This window comes from Nocardia sp. NPDC052112, from assembly GCF_040680135.1.
Lineage (GTDB): Bacteria > Actinomycetota > Actinomycetes > Mycobacteriales > Mycobacteriaceae > Nocardia.
Map to the genome: position 1 here is coordinate 20872 of NZ_JBFAWD010000035.1, position 16736 is coordinate 37607.

The 16736-nt window shown below is 65.0% G+C and carries 22 protein-coding genes; 9 read left to right on the forward strand and 13 right to left on the reverse strand.

Features of this window, described 5'->3' with window-relative positions:
* Positions 1 to 155: 155 nt before the first annotated feature.
* Complete coding sequence (locus AB0L58_RS38665; RefSeq protein ID WP_364395434.1) at positions 156 to 344, forward strand: hypothetical protein; 189 nt, start codon at positions 156 to 158, stop codon at positions 342 to 344.
* A 226-nt stretch (positions 345 to 570) separates the two neighbouring features.
* Here AB0L58_RS38665 and AB0L58_RS38670 read toward each other — a convergent pair whose 3' ends face one another.
* The 6 genes from AB0L58_RS38670 to AB0L58_RS38695 all read right to left on the reverse strand — a co-directional run bounded on the left by AB0L58_RS38670 (position 571) and on the right by AB0L58_RS38695 (position 5080).
* Positions 571 to 1446 (reverse strand): carboxymuconolactone decarboxylase family protein, encoded by an 876-nt coding sequence (locus AB0L58_RS38670; RefSeq protein WP_364395436.1) that lies wholly within the window; start codon positions 1444 to 1446, stop codon positions 571 to 573.
* Between the two features lie 561 nt (positions 1447 to 2007).
* Positions 2008 to 2736, reverse strand: coding sequence for an ESX secretion-associated protein EspG (locus AB0L58_RS38675; protein WP_364395438.1), 729 nt, complete (start codon positions 2734 to 2736; stop codon positions 2008 to 2010).
* A gap of 96 nt (positions 2737 to 2832) precedes the next feature.
* Positions 2833 to 3030 carry a Scr1 family TA system antitoxin-like transcriptional regulator gene (locus AB0L58_RS38680; RefSeq protein WP_364395568.1) on the reverse strand — a complete coding sequence of 66 codons (198 nt, stop codon included), beginning with the start codon at positions 3028 to 3030 and terminating at the stop codon, positions 2833 to 2835.
* A gap of 989 nt (positions 3031 to 4019) precedes the next feature.
* The gene (locus AB0L58_RS38685; protein ID WP_364395440.1) at positions 4020 to 4304 is read right to left on the reverse strand and encodes a hypothetical protein; all 285 of its coding nucleotides are present in this window, start codon (positions 4302 to 4304) and stop codon (positions 4020 to 4022) included.
* Between the two features lie 57 nt (positions 4305 to 4361).
* Complete coding sequence (locus tag AB0L58_RS38690) at positions 4362 to 4700, reverse strand: hypothetical protein (RefSeq protein ID WP_364395442.1); 339 nt, start codon at positions 4698 to 4700, stop codon at positions 4362 to 4364.
* Positions 4700 to 5080, reverse strand: coding sequence for a hypothetical protein (locus AB0L58_RS38695; RefSeq protein ID WP_364395444.1), 381 nt, complete (start codon positions 5078 to 5080; stop codon positions 4700 to 4702). Before AB0L58_RS38695 ends, AB0L58_RS38690 begins: the two co-directional genes overlap by 1 nt.
* Positions 5081 to 5298: 218 nt before the next feature.
* On the opposite strand from AB0L58_RS38695, the gene AB0L58_RS38700 reads away from it, so the two are divergent.
* Together AB0L58_RS38700 and AB0L58_RS38705 are read left to right on the forward strand one after the other, a co-directional pair.
* A complete protein-coding gene (locus tag AB0L58_RS38700; RefSeq protein WP_364395446.1) occupies positions 5299 to 6183 on the forward strand; it encodes a Scr1 family TA system antitoxin-like transcriptional regulator in 885 nt (294 codons plus the stop codon).
* Positions 6180 to 6374 (forward strand): DUF397 domain-containing protein, encoded by a 195-nt coding sequence (locus AB0L58_RS38705; protein WP_364395448.1) that lies wholly within the window; start codon positions 6180 to 6182, stop codon positions 6372 to 6374. The genes AB0L58_RS38700 and AB0L58_RS38705 overlap by 4 nt, the downstream gene beginning before the upstream one ends.
* Before the next feature lie 204 nt (positions 6375 to 6578).
* Here the strand turns inward: AB0L58_RS38705 and AB0L58_RS38710 are convergent, their stop codons facing one another.
* Positions 6579 to 7052, reverse strand: coding sequence for a hypothetical protein (locus AB0L58_RS38710; protein WP_364395450.1), 474 nt, complete (start codon positions 7050 to 7052; stop codon positions 6579 to 6581).
* Positions 7053 to 7086: 34 nt separating this feature from the next.
* Positions 7087 to 7665, reverse strand: a complete 579-nt coding sequence (locus AB0L58_RS38715; protein ID WP_364395452.1) for a DUF3558 domain-containing protein — start codon at positions 7663 to 7665, stop codon at positions 7087 to 7089.
* Between the two features lie 273 nt (positions 7666 to 7938).
* Between AB0L58_RS38715 and AB0L58_RS38720 the strand changes: the two genes are divergently transcribed.
* The gene (locus AB0L58_RS38720; protein ID WP_364395454.1) at positions 7939 to 8253 is read left to right on the forward strand and encodes a hypothetical protein; all 315 of its coding nucleotides are present in this window, start codon (positions 7939 to 7941) and stop codon (positions 8251 to 8253) included.
* Here the strand turns inward: AB0L58_RS38720 and AB0L58_RS38725 are convergent.
* The 3 genes from AB0L58_RS38725 to AB0L58_RS38735 form a co-directional block, all read right to left on the reverse strand.
* Positions 8228 to 8479, reverse strand: a complete 252-nt coding sequence (locus tag AB0L58_RS38725) for a hypothetical protein (RefSeq protein WP_364395456.1) — start codon at positions 8477 to 8479, stop codon at positions 8228 to 8230. The two genes, AB0L58_RS38720 and AB0L58_RS38725, sit on opposite strands and share 26 nt — an antisense overlap.
* Complete coding sequence (locus tag AB0L58_RS38730; RefSeq protein WP_364395458.1) at positions 8480 to 8608, reverse strand: hypothetical protein; 129 nt, start codon at positions 8606 to 8608, stop codon at positions 8480 to 8482.
* Between the two features lie 120 nt (positions 8609 to 8728).
* Positions 8729 to 8899: a hypothetical protein gene (locus AB0L58_RS38735; protein WP_364395460.1), complete on the reverse strand. Its 171-nt coding sequence runs from the start codon at positions 8897 to 8899 to the stop codon at positions 8729 to 8731.
* 199 nt (positions 8900 to 9098) lie between these two features.
* Between AB0L58_RS38735 and AB0L58_RS38740 the strand changes: the two genes are divergently transcribed.
* Positions 9099 to 9746: a hypothetical protein gene (locus AB0L58_RS38740; protein ID WP_364395462.1), complete on the forward strand. Its 648-nt coding sequence runs from the start codon at positions 9099 to 9101 to the stop codon at positions 9744 to 9746.
* A 185-nt stretch (positions 9747 to 9931) separates the two neighbouring features.
* Positions 9932 to 10252: a hypothetical protein gene (locus tag AB0L58_RS38745; protein ID WP_364395464.1), complete on the forward strand. Its 321-nt coding sequence runs from the start codon at positions 9932 to 9934 to the stop codon at positions 10250 to 10252.
* Between the two features lie 6 nt (positions 10253 to 10258).
* Here the strand turns inward: AB0L58_RS38745 and AB0L58_RS38750 are convergent, their stop codons facing one another.
* Positions 10259 to 11710 (reverse strand): amidase, encoded by a 1452-nt coding sequence (locus AB0L58_RS38750; protein ID WP_364395466.1) that lies wholly within the window; start codon positions 11708 to 11710, stop codon positions 10259 to 10261.
* Positions 11711 to 11943: 233 nt separating this feature from the next.
* Positions 11944 to 12165 (reverse strand): tyrosine-type recombinase/integrase, encoded by a 222-nt coding sequence (locus AB0L58_RS38755; RefSeq protein ID WP_364395468.1) that lies wholly within the window; start codon positions 12163 to 12165, stop codon positions 11944 to 11946.
* Between the two features lie 194 nt (positions 12166 to 12359).
* Between AB0L58_RS38755 and AB0L58_RS38760 the strand changes: the two genes are divergently transcribed.
* From AB0L58_RS38760 to AB0L58_RS38770, 3 genes are all read left to right on the forward strand, one after another.
* Positions 12360 to 13478, forward strand: coding sequence for a serine hydrolase domain-containing protein (locus AB0L58_RS38760; protein ID WP_364395470.1), 1119 nt, complete (start codon positions 12360 to 12362; stop codon positions 13476 to 13478).
* 232 nt (positions 13479 to 13710) lie between these two features.
* Positions 13711 to 15450 carry an FAD-dependent oxidoreductase gene (locus AB0L58_RS38765; RefSeq protein ID WP_364395472.1) on the forward strand — a complete coding sequence of 580 codons (1740 nt, stop codon included), beginning with the start codon at positions 13711 to 13713 and terminating at the stop codon, positions 15448 to 15450.
* Between the two features lie 29 nt (positions 15451 to 15479).
* Positions 15480 to 16373 (forward strand): NAD-dependent epimerase/dehydratase family protein, encoded by an 894-nt coding sequence (locus AB0L58_RS38770; RefSeq protein WP_364395474.1) that lies wholly within the window; start codon positions 15480 to 15482, stop codon positions 16371 to 16373.
* The last annotated feature ends 363 nt before the right edge of the window (positions 16374 to 16736 follow it).

Sequence of the window (16736 nt, forward strand, 5' to 3'; positions counted from 1 at the left end):
ACCCGGCACCGGGTTTGTGCCCCAAACCCTTTCGGGGGCGCCGGCTCTCCGGAGCCCGACGCACGGTCCCGACGCTGGCGATCCTCAGCGTTGAACGCGGGTTCCGGCGGCGCCGCCGGTGCCGGGTGCACTTATTGCTTCGCTGGAGGTGAACAATGGATGTTTTGCATTCCGATATCCGGGAATTGTGGCTCGTGCAGAGCCGCGATTGTCATCAGGAGCCGGTGGGTCTGAGCGATGACCGGGCACGCTTCATTCTGTCCGTTCACGCGGGCCACGGCGCCCGCTGCCGCCAGTATCTGGCCGCCTCCGCACACTGCTTCCGGCGCGCCGCCGAAAAGTAGCCCGATGCCCTGATGAGGGGTCCCGGTGCGGCGCTCGCTTGTCGGGCGCCGCACCGAGGTGTGCACAGTGCGGTGCGGCCGCGTTCCGCCAGGACGGGGCCGGCCGGATGTGGAGCGAGCCGCGCCGACGGTGTGCTTGCCTTCCGGCGGCATGCCGTCCGCCGCCGGAGGCGATGCGTCGGCCGCCGCGGCCCGCGCCGGTATCGCCGTGAGTGGGGTAAGGGAGTCAGTTGCGCTCCGCGAGAACAGCACGTGCCACGGCGATTCCGTTCAGCGCGGCCGGGAATCCGGCGTAACCCGCCATCTGCGTGATGATTTCAACGACCTCGGTCTCGGTACCGCCGACATTCAGCAGGCCATGGATGTGCACGCCCAGTTGCGGCGCGGCGGTACCGAGCGCGGTGCACATCGCGACGGTCACCATCTCACGGGTCTTCAGGTCCAGTCCGGGCCGCGAATACACATCGCCAAAGGCATATTCGATGATGTATCGCCCCAGATCCGGCGCGATATCACGCAACGAAGCAATCACCGCTTCCCCCACATCACCATCGATCTCAGCAAGCTTGACCCTCCCGCGCGCAAACCGCTCACCGCTCGAAATCGGCGAATCAAGATCAGGTGGACACTGTGGCGGCATCGGTCGAGAAGCCCCGCCACCAGTGCCACCTGATCTTGATGGTGCCGGTTCGGCCGGAGCCGGGAGGTCGGTGCGGGCGTTGAAGACTTCGCGGGCGGCGGTCAGGGCGTTGAGTGCGGCGGGGAAGCCCGCGTAGACGGTGAGATGGATGAGTGTTTCGACGATTTCCTCGCGGGCGCATCCGACGTTCAGTGCACCGTCGATGTGGAACCGCAACTGCGGGGCAGCATTTCCCATCGCGGCCAAAGCCGCTACCGTTGCCAGCTGCCGCTGTCGCAGGGTGAGTCCCGGCCGCGACAGCACGTCCCCGTACCCGAACTCGACGGTCATCCGCCCCAAGTCGGGCGCGATATCGGCCAGGCTGTCCAATACCGCGGGCCGCTCCTGTCCACCGATCTTCTGTAGCAGCGCTAATCCGCGCTCGAACCGATCATTGCTGGTAGAGGTCTCAGTCTTAGCCATACCCCGACTCTAAAAGTTGGAGCGCACTCCAACGCAAGCGCTGATTCGGCCCCGCTGGACACGAACCTCGACGCATGTCATCGCAGGGCTGCTGGCGGTTGGTTTGCCGAGGCCGCGGCTACTCTGTCGGCCCAGTACCTGCTCGCCAGAGGCGATGTCGCCGGGCAGATTCGGAGGAAGATCGCGTCGTAGCACGATTGCGAGTTGATGTCGTCGCCGGAGACCAGCACTACCGCCATGTCGTCCAATTCCCACCGTGCCAACCGGTGGCCGTAGGTGTCCGGTGGATCGGTGTGCGCGGGGGGTGCCGAGTTCGCCGCGCACCAGCGCGCCGAGCCGGTCGTGATGGTTTCGGCGGAAGGCCGATACCGTTCAGCGTTCCTTGTCTTGGTGCCGCAAGAAAAGCTGATCGCCTTCGATCGTGTTGCCCCAGCAGCACACTGGTTTGCCTTGCAGACTCCGTTCTGCCCTGATGACGGGCTCCGATCGACCGCGCGAAGTGGCATCCTGGTTGTGCGCACAAGCACCTTCGACCAACCCATGGCAGATGTGGCGAGGCGACTACGTGGGATCCTGCTCGGCCTCCGAAAGCGGGTGAGTGGCGCGGGTTATCCAGGTGGTGAAGTGGGCCGCCAGGTCGGTGCGGGTGGTGGGGTGGACGGTGCGGTATCGGTCGTGGAGTTCGGTGTAGCGGCCGTCGTCGGTGATGTCGTGCCATTGGACAGTGGCGAGGGGGGTGTTCGGGCTGTCGACGGGGCCGGTGTAGAGCAAGGCGGAACCACCGCCGTCGGCGGGGCGCTGCAGCAGCCTACGGTAGCTGTCGAGCGCGGTGTCGCTGTCGGGTCGGTCGCTGCGGTCTTCGGCAGCCCGCTTGCCGGGTGTGCAGGGCGGAAGACTGTCGGCGAGTTGTGTGGGCAGGTGGTCGGTGGGGAACAGGCGGCAGCGGATCGGGCCGTTGGCGTCGCCGAAGGTGGTTTGGGCCAACGACATCGCGTGGTCTCCGTTGCTCGCGCCCACGACACGGTAGACGTGGACGCCACCGCGGGGGTCCTTGTGTTGGGTTGTGCCGCCGAAGATTTGGATCCGGACGGTGCAGGTGGTCAGCGTGCGGAGGGCGAGTCGGACTTCTTCATCGCGGGAGTAGCGTTCGCGCACGGTGACCCGGTGGGCGTCGAAGTCGGCGCGGTGGGGAAACCGGCTGGTGAAGCGGAGTGGATTGGGGAATCGGTTGATTTCGGGACCGAACCAGAGCGCGGCGAAATCGTCTGGTTCCCAAGTCCATTCGGCCATTGACAGGCTCCGTTCAAGTTAGTCGTGAGTCTTTTGTTCCGCCGCTCGGTGGTCGCCGGGCCGCACGATGCACTGGCGCGCGCACGCCCTACGACATCAACCACACCTGGACATGCGCCCCGCTGATGTCGGGTTCCGGCTGGTGCAGAGCAGGGAGCGGGCATGATCCTCGGTTTGCAGCAGGCCGGGAATGCGAGCGCTCCGGTACATCCGGAGAGCGGTGGCGGCGGTGTCGACCGAGATGTCGATCCGGTCCCGGCCGCCGCCGCAGACGCATGTGTTCTGTTCGGGTATAGGTTGCGGAGTTCGGGGTTAGTTTGCGGGGGTGGTTGCGGAGTGCGGACAAAGGTTGCGGGGGTGAGTGAGGGACCTGTGGGTATAGATGCCCCAGATGTATACGCGCAGCCGCTCCGGCGGCGCGATCCGTCGAATCCGCAAGGAAGGTCCGAACAACCGGCCGCCGAACTGTTCGGACCTACCTTGCGGCGAGCAGGTCAGCGTGCCGCCGTCCGCAAGGTTGAAGCGGAACGGACAGCATGCATCGCCTTCGGCGGCCAGCGCAGCCTGCAGCCGTATCGTGGATGCTCGTTACGGGTCAGCCGGTATCCGGCCCGCTTGCTCCGGCGATCGGCGGTGCGCGCACGGAATGCACACCTTCACGAGCGCCCTGAGGAGTGCGGATCTCGACAGCTGGCGCCGATCCGTGCAGGCACACAACCGGCCCCACCACCAACAGCCCAGCCGACGAGTGACTTTCGGTTGAGTGCCGATCCGACCGCATCGACCATTCGCGGGCGTGGGCACTGGCTGTCGGGCCCGCCGCGGCATCAGTGACCCCATGAGATCGCCAGCACATGCATCCAGCGAATGCCACTGCGCGGCAGTCGAATCCGGCTTGGACAGCGGGCGTTGGTGCCTCTTGTGTCGGTTCACCAGGGTTTGCCCCAGAGTGGGTGTCGCCGTGTCGAATCGGGATGGATGCGTCCGGCGGGCCGCCGCGGCATCAGTGACCCCATGAGATCCGCCAGCACGTGCATCGAGCGAATGCCACTGCGCGGCAGTCGAATCCGGCTTGGACAGCGGGCGTTGGTGCCTCTTGTGTCGGTTCACCAGGGTTTGCCCCAGAGTCGGTGTCGCCGTGTCGAATCGGGATGGATGCGTCCGGCGGGCCGCCACAGCATCAGTGACCCCATGAGATCCGCCAGCACGTGCATCGAGCGAACGCCACTGCGCGGCAGTCGAATCCAGCTTGGACAGCGGGCGTTGGTGCCTCTTGTGTCGGTTCACCAGGGTTTGCCCCAGAGTCGGTGTCGCCGTGTCGAATCGGGATGGATGCGGCCGGCCGCGACCAGTGCATCGAAGGCCGCGTGCTTGCGCGCACAGTCGTGCTCGCGGTGCAGTTGCATCGCCACATGGGCATCGTCGAGGGTGAACGGCTGATCCGGTGGGCCGCATGTCCACGCCTTCGGCCATTCGACTGGACGTAATCGGCAGTGCCGTCGGGCCGGCCGGTCGCGGCGTGGCTGGTCGATCGGCCACACACACGCCACCCCGACCGTCGCGAACACGCAGCCTCCGACGACCGCGACGACGCTGTGCGCTATCTGCCACGCGCCCACGGCCGTTCAGCTCTCGCCGCCATCGCCGGAGGAGGTCGGCGGTAGTGCAAGTCGGGCGAGACCGTCGAGCACTTGGTGCAGTGTCCGGAGTTCGGGTATGCCCTCGGTCAGCGGGTGGTCGGTGGTGTCGACAGGAAAGTCGATACCGCGCTGTCGGGCGCGTTCGCGCGGGCTGGACTTCGGTGGTGCGATCCGGCCGTGGCGCACGAGTGTGTAATAGGCGACCCGCTTCCACGCACATCGCTGGATCCGGCATGCCCGGTGTCGGCGCATCTGCGCATGCGCCAATTCGACCTCGGCGATGCCACAGATATTCGGCGGGTCGAGCAGCGCGTCTTCGTACATCACGCCTCCGTCTCGGCTCCAGGCACAGGCCGCGCTGAGCGCACCCAAGTACCTCGCGGGCAAACGGTTTCCAAGTCGAAACCGGCGTCGCAGATCAACGCGGGACGGCAGTCGACCTGACCGAGGTCGAACACGACGATCACTTGGACGTCGAGACCGTCCGCTATGCCGAGTGCGTACGTGATCGGATCATCGATGTCGGCCGGTGGCCGTACCGTGTAGAGGTACTGATATCCGAGCGTGTGAGCGTGCCGCTGTACCTCGATGGCATGGCGTGGCGCGTCTGGACCGGACACGTCACTGCGAACGAGCCCAATGGCTTTTGTCTTGTCGCCCAATGTGTTTGGTGATGTTAAGGCGAAAGAGCGCGTCGCTTTCATGGTTCCCCCAGAACCTGGCTGATGTAGTAGTCGATGGGTATGAGGAGCTTTGCCGTGCGGCTGGTGCACCTTCGGTAGTCACTCTCGAAGCGCATGTTCAGCTCACACCCTTGAAGAGAAGTTCACAATCTAAATGGGGAAAATAGTTCACTTCGAAAAAACGGAGTAGCCTGGCCGCGGACGAGAGTTTTGCCTGGTCAAGCCAAGGAGGTCATCGCATGCCCGCACAGCCTGCCGCCCCATCGGTCCCTCGCCGTCAGGTGGCACGCATCCTGTCCAAGCTGCATCGAGAGTCCGGGCTCTACATCAAAGACGTGGCGGAGCAGGTCAATCTGCATCACGTCACGGTGACGAAGATGCTCAAGGGGCAGCCGTGCAAGCTCAAGCCGATCTACCTCGATAAGCTCTGCGATATCTACCGAGCGACACCTGAGACCAGGGCGAACGTGAAGACCCTTGCCGCAGAGGCTGAATCGGCTCGGGGGTGGTGGCATGCCTTCAGTGACACTGATTCGACGGACAAGCTGAGTACATACATCGCCCTCGAGGGAACTGCCAGTTCCCTCGCGATGTACCAGAGCGCCCGTATCCCCGGTCTGCTGCAAACCGAGGACTACGCCCGCGCCTTGCTCCGCACCAGCCCTGACCTGACACCCGAGGAGGTTGAACGCCATGTCCAGGTCCGGATGGACCGACAAGCCGTTCTCACCGAATCCCAGCCGAAGTTGGATGTGATACTCGATGAGAGCGTGATCCGTCGACCGCTCGGTGCGCCAGACCTTGCCGCCGGCCAGGTGCGCCGCATCATCGAAGTCTCCGCGCTGTCCAATGTCAGAATTCGGCTCGTTCCCTTCGCCGTAGGCATCTATCGCGGTACCGAGGCCGGCCCGTTCATCATCCTCGAATTCGCCGAGACGGCCGACCTCGAACCGGAACCTCCGGTTGTGTATATCGAAGCTGGAGTCGGGAGCGACCTGTACTTCGAGAAGCCCGAACAGGTCGCCCGGTATCGTCACTCTTGGGCTGACATAGAGCGGTCCACGTTGAGCGCCGCCAAGACTCGCGCTTACTTGTCCAAGATCGTGAAGGAGTTACCTCGGTGAACACCGAGTGGTTCAAGAGCAGCTACAGCACCCAGACTGGGGAATGCGTCGAAGTCGCCTTCCTTGACCACGGGATGGTCGGAATGCGCGACAGTAAGAACCCGACGGGCGCGGCATTGGTCTTCACACCCGCCGAATGGGATGCCTTCACAACAGGTGTCACGGATGGAGAGTTCGACCGCCACGCCTGAGCCTCGCGCAAACCAAGCACCGCAGCAGCCCCATCCTGACGACCCCAAAATGTCGCGATGGGGCCGTCTGTTGTCTCAACCTCGGTTAAATTGTCTCAACCTCGGTTAAATCCGAACTCGCGCAGAGCTTCTGCCTTTCGACCGGCGCGGCATGCGGAGAGACGATGTGTGATCGGTGTCGGAGATGTGCGCGAACTCAGAATCCTATAGTCCTGGCCAAGAGAAGATCTTGGCTTGCGCGGGTGCCTGTTGCGGCAGATTCGCTTCCAGGTCTTGGTATTTCGTCGCCTGCTCGGTGTCGACACCGGTGATGCGCTCGCGGACGGTGCGAAACAGGGTCTGGAAGTCTTCGATGACCTTGTAGTGCGACTCCATCACTTCGTAGACACCGTTTTGCGAGCCTCGGGATTTTTCTCGCCACCGCTTGACCATCGTCTTGGCGGAGATCAGGTCTCGGTCGCCCTGCGGGGCGAAAGTGTCACCGAGACCCCACTTCTGCAGTTGAGAGACCTCGGTCATCTTTGTTTGGATCTTCCGGATCTGGTCCTTGAAGTATTCGCAGTCGCGGTCGACGTAGACGAACTTCTCGAGATCCATCCGAATCGTGAGTCGGCCCTCGCGTGCCTCGGTGATCAGGTTCGTCAACGGACTCGAGGTAGCCTTGTCGTCGTCAGCCATTTCGTCCCTCCCAAGTTGATCTGTTTAGCATTGATCAAGCAGTGGCGGGCAAGCTGGGCACAACTTTCTCCGCCAACCCCCGAGCGAGCACGCATGAGTCGATGCTGCCGGTATCGCGGTTCGACGGCGGATTGTTCAGATTGAACTCGAGGCTGCCCCCCTTCATTTCCACGTCCACGGTGCATGCTTCTTTGATATAGGGGCCGTCGAACTGGCGTGTCGAGATCGCTCGCCTTCCATTGATAGTGAACTCGGTGGCCTCGGGGAAGTTGCGGCTACGAATGAGATCGATGGTGAGGTTCGTGGTGCGGATGCTCACGCCATAGCCATTCGATCGCACCCACATGCACCCGCGCCATTCGACCCCACCGCTTGCATCGCTGTTGTCAGGGTCCTTGCCATGCAGCTTTTCCGAATCCAGCACGCTTTGTGGAACGTCCTTGCATGGGTCGTAGCTGTTCGGCGCAGCTGCGGCCAGCGACGGTCCTGCACTGGTCGAGGTGGCGGTGGCGGGCTTAGCATCTCCGTCAGTCGATGACCCACACCCGGACAACAGAACCACAGCACCAACCCCCAACGCGGCGCCGACCAGTGTCTTCCCCCTGCTGATCATCCATTCCTCCTGGTCGCCTGCGGTGTCGACGGCATCGATCAGGGCCGGCCCAGCTCCCGCCCCCTGTTCAGTTGGTTCGACCGTACCGGCCGGTTGATCCGCCTACAAGCGGCGCGCGAGTTCAGTGCCTGGCCCTGGCGGTCGTGGCTTCCCTGCGCTGCCGAAATCCGGATTGCGAAAATCAGCCTCCGGCCAGTGGCTCGTTGTCGTGCCCGAGTAGGTTCGTGCGGTCGGTGGGTACGTCCATGAACTGGCCGAAACACTGTGCACGGCATGCCGCGACATATCAGGCTCGCGATGGGAGCAATGCGTCCAACACTTCGAGGGCGGATTGCCGTGCGTGAATTCTCGGTCGATCCGTGGCCCGGCTGTCCCGTCTTGCCGGTTATCTACGATCATCTCGACGATATCGATGACAAGGTCGCCACATCGACCCGTACTGGTGGGGAAAGCGTTGCCGCCCAGGTATATTCCGAAGCGCGCCAGCAGCGGGCGACCGTATCCTATGAGTTCGCCGAGGGCGCACAGGCAAGCGAATGTGCTTGCGGTGCTGCCGGAATCGTCATCCGGGCGCGCTCGCGGTGCTGAACTCCGTCCGGAGTCTGCCCCGAGCGAGTTCGTTCTGGTCGTCGCACCCGATCTTCACCACCGCGTCGCGCAACGCAGCGATGATCTCGTCACCTCCGCCGTGGTCGCCGTCGGCGACCAGCCTCATCAGCACGGCATCGAGGGGATCGGTCGGCAGCGCCTCGTCGGCAGGGACGTAGCTCGGATTGGGGTCGAACGGACCCGGAACGCCGTACCCGCCGATCATTCAGCCACCGAGGGGCACCTCGGATGGCGGCATCACCTCCGGGGCGGTGTCCTGCCAGCCTGGATCGACCGACACCAACCGATCACCGTGCCGCACGGCACGCAATGTCAGATCATCCGTATCCCGCACTTTCGCTGGCCACGCCTTGATCCCCGCCGAGGCAATCCGATCCAGCCCGCCGCGTCGGCGAGCCGATATCGGCGAGAACCAGCAGCGGAAAGGCGATCCGGCTTGACGGTCGGATCCCGTTCAGGCAATGCGGCCCACAGTTGCTGTCAACCCATTCAGCCGCAGACGGGCACCACCGCGCAGATGGGCCAGATCATGGCTGGGATCCGAGGCGGTGCTGACGAAGACCGCCTGCTCGGTCCACGACAGCAGCGCCGCGTCCCCTTCCGCCTCGAGTTCGACGGTGACCAATGACGCCCATTGCAGCGCTTCCCGGACATGGCGTAGCCCGCAGGTGCGGTGAAGTGTTCCCGACCCTGCAGGGCAGCTGAATCGCCAGTCGCGCACTAGCCGATCTCCGCGAGAAGTGCCCGGTAACTTTACTTTTGGGAATAGGGTCGATCTGCAGGCGGAGTCGCCGGACGACAGAAGTGAACACAGGAGCCAGCTCATGGCCGAGATTACCCACCGCACGGCACCGTCAACGCTGTCCGTTTTGGACCTGCCGGCCCCCAAATCGCGGGCACGCCGCGCCTGGATCGTGGCCACAAGCCTGTGCATCGCCGTCATGCCGGCGCTGTCCGGGTGCGAAAGCCCGCAGTCCAGCTCGCTGGGCGAGGTACCGGACGGGTGGGCCACTCTGACGACGGAGGGCGTCGACGTTTCGTACCCGAAGTCTTCGTCAGGCGGATACACCGAGGAAAGCGTGTCGGAGCGCAGCAAGTACAACGCCGCCGCCGCGGTCCGCACCGAGAATGGCCGCAAGGTCTCCACTATCACTGTGCAGCTGGACTTCACCAGGGCCCACACGGCCGACCAGGCCGCCATCGGTGCGGAGGCCGGCGTGCAACTGGGTGCCACCCTGACGGGCACCACGAAAATCGCACTGAATGGCGCCCCCGACGCCCGCCGTGTCGACTTCGCGTTCACATCGTCCGGGAAGCAGCAGACCCCACCCGAGGGCACCCGCGTGAACGGTGTGATCCTCACCGGACTCGACTCGACGGATCAGACGTTTGCAGTTCGAATAGATGCCCAGCAGGGCACGCTCGCGGACACCGAACTGAATAAGATCATCGACTCGATCAAGGTGCACTGACCGCAGCAGCAGGCCGAGAACGAGCACTCCTTTGCCGCGTCCCGCATCGTCGAGTGCGTGAAAATTGCGCGGCGGGCCGACTTCGGAAGGTCGTGTCGAAATATCGACCAGCCCGTATTCCGCCGACCGCAGCAGGATGGTGTAGACCGTCCTTCGAGTGTGGGAGACCGCCCGCGACGCCGGGCATGAACGCGTTGGACCTCCCGGTAGAGCCGGGCGGGTTGCGGTCCGAGCACGCGGCCAGGCTGGACGAGATGCACCGGGAAGTCGCCTCCCGGTTGGACTCCGATACCCCCGCCACCATCGACGAGAACGGCGAACTGCGCGTTGCCGCGCTGGTCGCGGTGCCGGACCCGCCGAGCCTGGTCGATCTGCGTCGAGCCAGGATCGTCACGGCCTTGTCGCCGTCGGTGGTGCGGGTCTACCAGTCGACGTCATCGACCGTGCGCTGTGCGACCAGCTTGTCGTTCTGCAACCGCACCTCGTCCTCGACGGACACCCGGTAGTGGGCCCTACTGCGGTGCTTGGAAGCCGCCGAGCTGCTGCTCGAGTAGTTCGGCCAGCCGCAGCGAGGTGCGGTCCTCGAACATCGGACCGATGAGCTGCACTCCCACCGGCAGGCCCTCGGGGGACCGGCCGGTAGGTATGGCGGTGGCGGGTAGGCCGGGCATGGTGGCCACACCGGCCCAGACGAGCTGGTCGAAGTACGGGTACTCGACGCCGTCGATGTCGATGTGCCGGTCCTCCAGACCTCCGTGGTGGTCGTGCGGGAAGGCGGGAGTGGGGGTGATCGGGCACACCACGGCGTCGAACTCGGCGAAGAGCTGTCGCCAGCCGTGGCGGTGGCGCTCGCGACGGTTGTTCGCCTCGACCCAGTCGCGGTGGCTGAGCACCATGCCGCGCAGCCGCGCGGCGTCGAGACTCCGGTCGTCCGCGCTCAGGGCGGCGGCGTGAGTCTGCAGCTGTTCGTACACGTCGACGGAAAGACTTGTGGCGGCGTTCGACAGCATCAGCAGCATGTAGAGCGTCGCCGCCTCGGTCGGATCGGGCAGCAGCGGGCTGCGCCGTTCGACGCGGGCGCCCGCGTCGACGAGCGCCTCGGCGACCCGGTTCACCCCCGCCCGCACCGCCGATCCGGTCGGAATGAGCGGATGGTCCTCGATGATCAGGACACGGAAGTCCGCCAGCCGCTCGTGGCGCGCGGGCGGCAGTGCGACGTCGCAGGCGACGCCGTGGGTCAGCGGGTCCGGTCCGGCCATCACGTCGAGCAGGAGGGTGAGGTCGCGGGCGGTGCGCGCCATCGGACCGACGACGGCGAGGTCGAGGTCGATCGGCGAGGCGGGCGCGGGCGGCGCGACCATGCCGCGGGTCGCCGCCAGCCCGAGTGTCGGCTTGTGCGCGTAGATGCCGCAGAAATGTGCGGGGGTGCGCAGCGAACCGGCGAGGTCGGAGCCGATGGACAGCGCGCCGAATCCGGCCGCCAGGGCCGCGGCCGAACCGCCGGACGATCCTCCCGACGTGCGGCCGTGATCCCACGGATTGTTGGTGGTGCCGTAGATCTCGTTGAAGCTCTGGATATCTCGCAGCATCAACGGCACATTGGTCTTCCCGAGCAGCACCGCGCCGGCCGCCTTCAGCCGCGACACCTGTACCGCGTCCTCGGACGGCACATAGTTCCGCTGCAGTGGCATGCCCCAGGTCGTGGGCAGCCCGGCCATGTTGTAGGACTCCTTGACCGTCACCGGAATGCCGAGCAGCGGCCGATCCTCGCCGCGGGCGCGCGCCTCGTCGGCGCGGCGCGCGGCGGCCCGCGCGCGGTCGAAATCCGGTACACAGATCGCGTTGATTACCTTGTCGTCCCGCTCGATACGCGCGATCGCGTCATCGGTCAGTTCCACCGATGTCACTTCACCAGCATGCAAGGCAGCCGCGAGTTCTTCCGCCGACTGAAAATTCCGATCCATGAATCCGACGCTATTGGCCTGCCGGAGCGGCCATAAAATGCCGGTTCGCACAATAGAACGTCGAACGGACCACCTGCGCCGGTGCGCTCACACGCTCGTTCTGCCATCGAGGACGTCCCACCCCAGGTCATAGCGTCGGCAGCGGGCCAACTCCATGAGGGCAGGGCATAAGAATGCCGCGCCGTGCAACGGGATAGATGTCTCAATACTCATCCACGTTCCCCCCGGCCCCACTATTCGCCCGACCACTGGCCATGACGACGCGCGGCGGGATCGGTGTCGGCCTGGAAGTTCAGGAGACCTTCATCGGACACCCGCGCGTACTTCGCGAGGCTGCGAACCGACGTATGCCCGGACAGCTTCATCAGCACCGGCGTGGACGCGTCCTTCTCCGCAGCGTGGGTCAACCGCGAGTGCCGCGGCTGGTGCAAGGTACAGGGGCCGTCGTCGTACACCGCAGCGCCGGATCCCGCGCGAATGTTCTCGCCCTGGTTCGGTCGTTTCGACGGGGCGCGCCGCCGGAACTGCTCAGCGCCGGATCTCGGCGACCGTCCCTCAACCCCCGGGTCAGCTCCCCGATGCCGGAATCAGGTGAATCTCGGGGTAGGACCCTGTTGTGTGAGGGTGGGTTGGTTCCTAGCGTCGAGGTATGCGCCTTGTGACGGTCTGTATTGCTGTTGGTGTGGTTGCCCTGCTGGCGGGATGTGCGAAGGAGCCCGCCGCACCCGTGGGGGTTTCGGCGGACCGGATTCGGGTGGTGCAGTCGGATATCGATCAGGCGGTGCGGGGCGGCACCACGGGGATGATCGCGACATTGACCGAGAACGGGCAGACGGTGACGCTCACCAGCGGGGTTGCCGATGCCGAGACCCGAGCGCCCATCCCGCCCGAGCCGCCGCAACGGGTGCGGATCGGCAGTATCAGCAAGACGTTCACCAGCGCGGTGGTGTTGCAGTTGGTTGCGGAGGGCAAGATTCGGCTCGATGAGCCGGTCGATACGTATCTGCCGGGGCTGTTGCGGGGCGAGGGGATCGATGGGCGGATGATTACGGTGCGTCAGATCCTGCGGCACCAGAGCGGTTTGCCGGAGCTCACCGATGACCCACGCGCCGACGAATATCGGGCGGGCCTGGCGGGGCGGATCATGACGCCCGCGGAAGAGATCGCGATAATCCTCAGCAGGCCAGCGGATTTCGCGCCCGGTTCGCGGTTCGAGTACAGCAACTCCAACTATATCGTGGCCGGCGTGCTCATCGAACGGGTCACGGGCGCACCGTATGTCGATGAGCTGAACCGGCGGATCCTGCAGCCGTTGCGGCTCGATGACACCTACTTGCCGGGGCCGGGCGAGCTCGATATCCGCGGGCCGCATCCCGAGGGGTACGCCGATATCGATGGCGTGGTCACCGATGTGTCACGCATCGAACCGTCGGTGCCGTGGGGTGCGGGCGGAATGGTCGCCACCGGCAACGATCTGAATCGCTTCTATCAGGCGCTGCTGGCCGGACGGGTGGTCCCGGCCGCCGAACTGCGGGAGATGCGGACCGGTGTGCCGATGGGGCGGGCGGATATGGACTACGGACTCGGCATCGCCTCCACACATCTGCCCTGCGGCGCGGAGTATGTCGGGCACACCGGGGGCATCTACGGATTCCTCACGGTCTCCGGTGCGACACCGGATGGTCGTGCGGTGACCTACGCCTACACCAAGTCGCCGAAAGACACGCCCGATCTGACGACCGTACTCTCGCACGCTCTCTGTCAGTGAAAGAGAATCGATAGCAACATCATGGCGGCGGAGCGACGGCCGTGAACGAGTGATCTTGGAACATTCGAGCATGATTGCGCTCGGCGCTACATCATCGAAACCGTCACATGAACGAAGAATAATCAGTAACATCTTGCGACATCGCAAGCGCCTGCGCGCAAGTCACAGTGACGTGGCAGGCCAGATGGTCGGGAGAATCAGCATGCGGACCAAGCAGTCGCGACGAACATTCATGAGGAACGCCGCCATGGCCGGTGGTGTCGCCGCCGCCATGACATTGGCGCCCACCGGCCGCGTGAGCGCTGAGCCGGGCCGGTCCGTGGCGATCTTCGGTGCCGGTCCCGCGGGTCTGACCGCCGCGCACGAACTCGCCGAACGCGGCTTCGCGGTCACGGTGTACGAGAAGCTCGGCGCCTTCGGCGGCAAGACCCGCAGCATCTACGCCGACGACCTCCCCGGCGAACACGGCTTCCGCAGCTTCTTCGGCTTCTATCACAATCTGCCCGATACGCTGCGCCGAATCCCCTTCCCCGGCAATGCGAACGGGGTGTGGGACAACCTGGTCCGACTCAATGCGGCCATGATCGCGGGCATGGGCCGGCGCAATCTCACCGTCCCGCTGCCATTTCCACTGCCGTTGCCGCAATTCCCGATGACCGCCAAGGGATTCATCGATTCCGTCGCATCGGTCTTCGAATCGCTGTTCCGGCTGCCGCTGCACGAGGCGGTCTTCGCCGCGGAGCGCTTGGCCGTGTACGTCTCCAGCAGCACCGAGCGCAAGTTGGGGCAGTGGGAGCGGATGACCTGGACCGATTTCGCGCGCCTGGACAACTCGTCGCCGGAATACAACCGCTTCCTCGGCGACGGCTTCATCCGCGAACTCGTCGCCACCAAATCCCGCAACTGCAGCGCACATTCGATCGGCCTGGTCGGCGAGGAGTATGTCTGGTCGCTGCTCAACCTGAACAACGACAGCGATGGCAAGGGCAATGACCGCGTGCTCAACGGTCCGACCACCGAGGCGTGGATCAATCCGTGGATCGACTATCTGCGCTCGATCGGCGTGACTTTCCAACTCGGTCAGCGTCTTTCCGGCTTCGACAGCGACGGCGCGCATCTGACCTCGGCCACCGTGACCGACCAGGGCGGCACGCGCCACCAGGTGGCGGCGGACCACTACCTGTCCGCGATCCCGCTCGACAAGTTCCCCGATGTACTCACCGACGCGATGGCGGCGGCCGATCCGAATCTCGAGCGCATCCGAAACCTGCAGGCCGCCTGGATGGTCGGCATCCAATTCTTCCTGCGCGCACGTGTGGATCTGGCCAACGGCCACGTCGGCTACAACGATGCGCCCTGGGGCCTGACCTCGATCAGCGAGGCCCAGTTCTGGCGACGGCCGCTGACCACCTACGGTGACGGCGCCGTCCGGGATGTGTTGTCCGCCATCATCTCCGAATGGGAAGAGCCGGGCACCTTCAACCGCAAGACCGCCAAGCAGTGCACCCCCGAGGAGATCGCCCGCGAAACCTGGGCGCAGATCAAGGCGCACGTCAATGACGACGGGGATATCCAGCTCACCGACGATATGCTGCACTCCTGGCTGATCGATCCGGCGCTCACCGACCCCGGCACCGCCGAAATCGCTTATGACGATGCCATTTTCATCCAGAATCCGGGCTCGTGGTCCGACCGCCCCGACGCCTACACCGCGATCGACAACCTCTTCCTCGCGGGCGACTGGATCAAGACCGGCATGAATGTCGCCTGTATGGAGGGCGCGAACGAAGGCGGCCGCCTGGCCGCCAATGCCATCCTGCACGCTTCCGGCTCGTCGGCCGGACTCGCTACCATCACCCCGCGCTTCACCATGCCGCTCTGGGAACCGATCAAACTCGTCGACCGCGAGCTCTACCGAGCAGGCCGACCCAATATGTTCGACATCATCGATCGCCGGTACCCGATCCGATAGCCGACCAGGGCCTTTCCTAGGCTCGCGTCATGCGCGTACTTGTCACGGGAGCGGCGGGTTACCTGGGCCGAGCCGTCCTTTCGGCCTTGACCGAGGCCGGGCACGAGGCGGTCGCCATGGTGCACTCGCAGCGGTCGAACATGACGAATGCCAAGGAGATTCGAGCTGCCGACCTGCTCGACTCCGCGGCACTCCGACGAGCCGTGGACGGCGTGGACGCGGTATGTCATCTGGCCGGGCTGACCCGGGTGCGGGAGTCGATGGCCGACCCGCTCCGGTACTTCGGGGTCAACACCGTCGGCACCATCGCCCTGCTCGATGCCATGGCGGCCGCCGAGGTGCCGCGGCTCGTATTCGCCTCGACCTGCGCGATCTACGGCGATGTCGGCGGCCGACCGATCACCGAGGAACTGCCCGACAACCCGCCCCATCCCTACGCGAGCAGCAAGCTCGCTGCGGAATCGGCCATCGAAACCCACGATGCCGCCGCGGTTGTCCTTCGACTGTCGAATGTGGCGGGTGGCCGCGATCCGGACCCCACCCGGCTCATGCCGCGGGTGCTCGGCGCGGCCGCGCGGAACGAGCCGTTGGAGGTCAACGGCGACGGCACGACCGTCCGTGACTATGTGCACGTGTCCGATGCCGCGCGGGCATTCGTGGCCGGACTCGAACACCTGCCGGCGCCGGGCACGACCGAACGGTACGTCATCGGTAGCGGCCGGGGCACCAGCGTCCGACAGGTGATTGCCGCCGTCGAACAGATATCGGGGCGCCACGTGGCGCTCACCCATCGCCCCGCGGCGTCGGAGCCGAGTTCACTGGTCAGCGACCCAACCAAGGCATCGCGCCAATTAGGTTGGGTACCAGCATGTTCCGGTATCGACGCGATGATCGGCCAGATGTGGCACGACCGATCGAGTTGACAGGGCAATGTATTTCATCGTCCTGCAAGCTATTTCGGCAATTTCGACTACTACGCCGGGCGGTTTGTGACACCAGGCCGGGCTGGTCGGGGTACCGGCCCGGTGGCACCAAGGGCGCACGACCGTCGTCCACCCCGAAGCCGAGCGCCACCATGGTGCCCCGTCGGCTCCGCGCTTCGGTCGACGCCCGGTACCGGATCTCAGCCGGTCTCGGCGCGCGGAAACGCGAATACCGCTGGGGCTGAATCACACTGCGTCCGGTCGGTGACCTGCCGCGCTACGTATCCGCCGATCCCTCGACGACCGCACCGATATCGAGTAACGACCTGTGCGTTCACCCCGACACCGGCACTCGTGAGCGGG

Excerpts from the sequence above, each read along its gene's own strand:
- AB0L58_RS38675 (WP_364395438.1), bottom strand. The coding sequence starts at position 2,736 with ATGGCCGAATGGACTTGGGAACCAGACGATTTCGCCGCGCTCTGGTTC.
- AB0L58_RS38740 (WP_364395462.1), top strand. The coding sequence starts at position 9,099 with ATGGCCGAGATTACCCACCGCACGGCACCGTCAACGCTGTCCGTTTTG.
- AB0L58_RS38770 (WP_364395474.1), top strand. The coding sequence starts at position 15,480 with ATGCGCGTACTTGTCACGGGAGCGGCGGGTTACCTGGGCCGAGCCGTC.
- AB0L58_RS38695 (WP_364395444.1), bottom strand. The coding sequence starts at position 5,080 with ATGAAAGCGACGCGCTCTTTCGCCTTAACATCACCAAACACATTGGGC.
- AB0L58_RS38665 (WP_364395434.1), top strand. The coding sequence starts at position 156 with ATGGATGTTTTGCATTCCGATATCCGGGAATTGTGGCTCGTGCAGAGC.
- AB0L58_RS38750 (WP_364395466.1), bottom strand. The coding sequence starts at position 11,710 with ATGGATCGGAATTTTCAGTCGGCGGAAGAACTCGCGGCTGCCTTGCAT.
- AB0L58_RS38700 (WP_364395446.1), top strand. The coding sequence starts at position 5,299 with ATGCCCGCACAGCCTGCCGCCCCATCGGTCCCTCGCCGTCAGGTGGCA.
- AB0L58_RS38690 (WP_364395442.1), bottom strand. The coding sequence starts at position 4,700 with ATGTACGAAGACGCGCTGCTCGACCCGCCGAATATCTGTGGCATCGCC.
- AB0L58_RS38725 (WP_364395456.1), bottom strand. The coding sequence starts at position 8,479 with ATGATCGGCGGGTACGGCGTTCCGGGTCCGTTCGACCCCAATCCGAGC.
- AB0L58_RS38710 (WP_364395450.1), bottom strand. The coding sequence starts at position 7,052 with ATGGCTGACGACGACAAGGCTACCTCGAGTCCGTTGACGAACCTGATC.
- AB0L58_RS38670 (WP_364395436.1), bottom strand. The coding sequence starts at position 1,446 with ATGGCTAAGACTGAGACCTCTACCAGCAATGATCGGTTCGAGCGCGGA.
- AB0L58_RS38765 (WP_364395472.1), top strand. The coding sequence starts at position 13,711 with ATGAGGAACGCCGCCATGGCCGGTGGTGTCGCCGCCGCCATGACATTG.
- AB0L58_RS38760 (WP_364395470.1), top strand. The coding sequence starts at position 12,360 with ATGCGCCTTGTGACGGTCTGTATTGCTGTTGGTGTGGTTGCCCTGCTG.
- AB0L58_RS38745 (WP_364395464.1), top strand. The coding sequence starts at position 9,932 with ATGAACGCGTTGGACCTCCCGGTAGAGCCGGGCGGGTTGCGGTCCGAG.
- AB0L58_RS38720 (WP_364395454.1), top strand. The coding sequence starts at position 7,939 with ATGCCGCGACATATCAGGCTCGCGATGGGAGCAATGCGTCCAACACTT.
- AB0L58_RS38715 (WP_364395452.1), bottom strand. The coding sequence starts at position 7,665 with ATGATCAGCAGGGGGAAGACACTGGTCGGCGCCGCGTTGGGGGTTGGT.